This is a genomic window from Vibrio sp. 10N.222.55.B11 (genome assembly GCF_041473705.1).
In the GTDB taxonomy this organism is placed as follows: domain Bacteria; phylum Pseudomonadota; class Gammaproteobacteria; order Enterobacterales; family Vibrionaceae; genus Vibrio; species Vibrio crassostreae_C.
This window is the reverse complement of the sequence record NZ_JBFRST010000120.1, coordinates 1-765: the sequence shown is the minus strand read 5'-3', so window position 1 is coordinate 765 and position 765 is coordinate 1. Positions and strand designations below refer to the sequence as shown.

Annotated in this window: 1 protein-coding gene; it reads right to left on the bottom strand. The window is 41.2% G+C overall.

From position 1 onward, the window contains the following. Window positions 1-524: hypothetical protein (locus AB4503_RS25140; RefSeq protein WP_372115890.1), on the bottom strand; the 524-nt coding region annotated here is incomplete at its 3' end. Window positions 525-765: the final 241 nt, after the last annotated feature.

Here is a 765-nt window from a genome sequence, read left to right as displayed (position 1 = left end):
GCGATTCGTTTACAGCCTAAAAACAAGATGCCATCGAGTGGTGTTATGACATCTCCAGCCTTGAGGCAATCAACGAGGGAGGTGGCAGAGAGTGGTGTTTTTGTCCCAGCAACGTAGCGGGTTGCCACAAACTCATTCGTATAGTGGATTTCTCTTGGTAACATTTGTTCGCTTTTGGCGTAAATCATTCCGCTTTGTTTACCATTAATAACTCGATGCTCTTTATACACTCGTGTTTCCTCGCCTATGGTGGCCATAGCTTGTGGTGCGCGTGTGATGAATAAGCGAAAAGGTAGATCTTCACTTGTGATGTAATCGACAAGGTTAAACGCTAATCTTGCTCTCGCGATCTCTCCGAGTGGTTTGTCACGACAGATTTGTAGAACCTGATCCCATTGGCTGGTCAGTCGAGTGCTTTCTTTATCGCTTCTAACTTTAACCTTGAGAATATCGTAGTGAATTATCTGTTCCATGGTTAATTTGGCCTTCCGTTTTGCTTGCTTCGTTAAATTCCAACCTAACATTATTTTTTTATAACAAATTAAAGCAGTTATCCACAAAGTTGGGGCGTAACCTGTCTAAAACCTTCGTCGGTTGAGTTTATGCTCATGGTACCAAATAGATCGAAATCACCTAAAAATGCCGATAATTGTTTTCAAATTGAAGTAAAAAGCGCCAATTATAAAACTTATCGCGACACTAATAGGCGGGTATATTCGTTGACTTCTAAAAGAGCCCAATGATGGTTACTTTGCAATTGGAGTA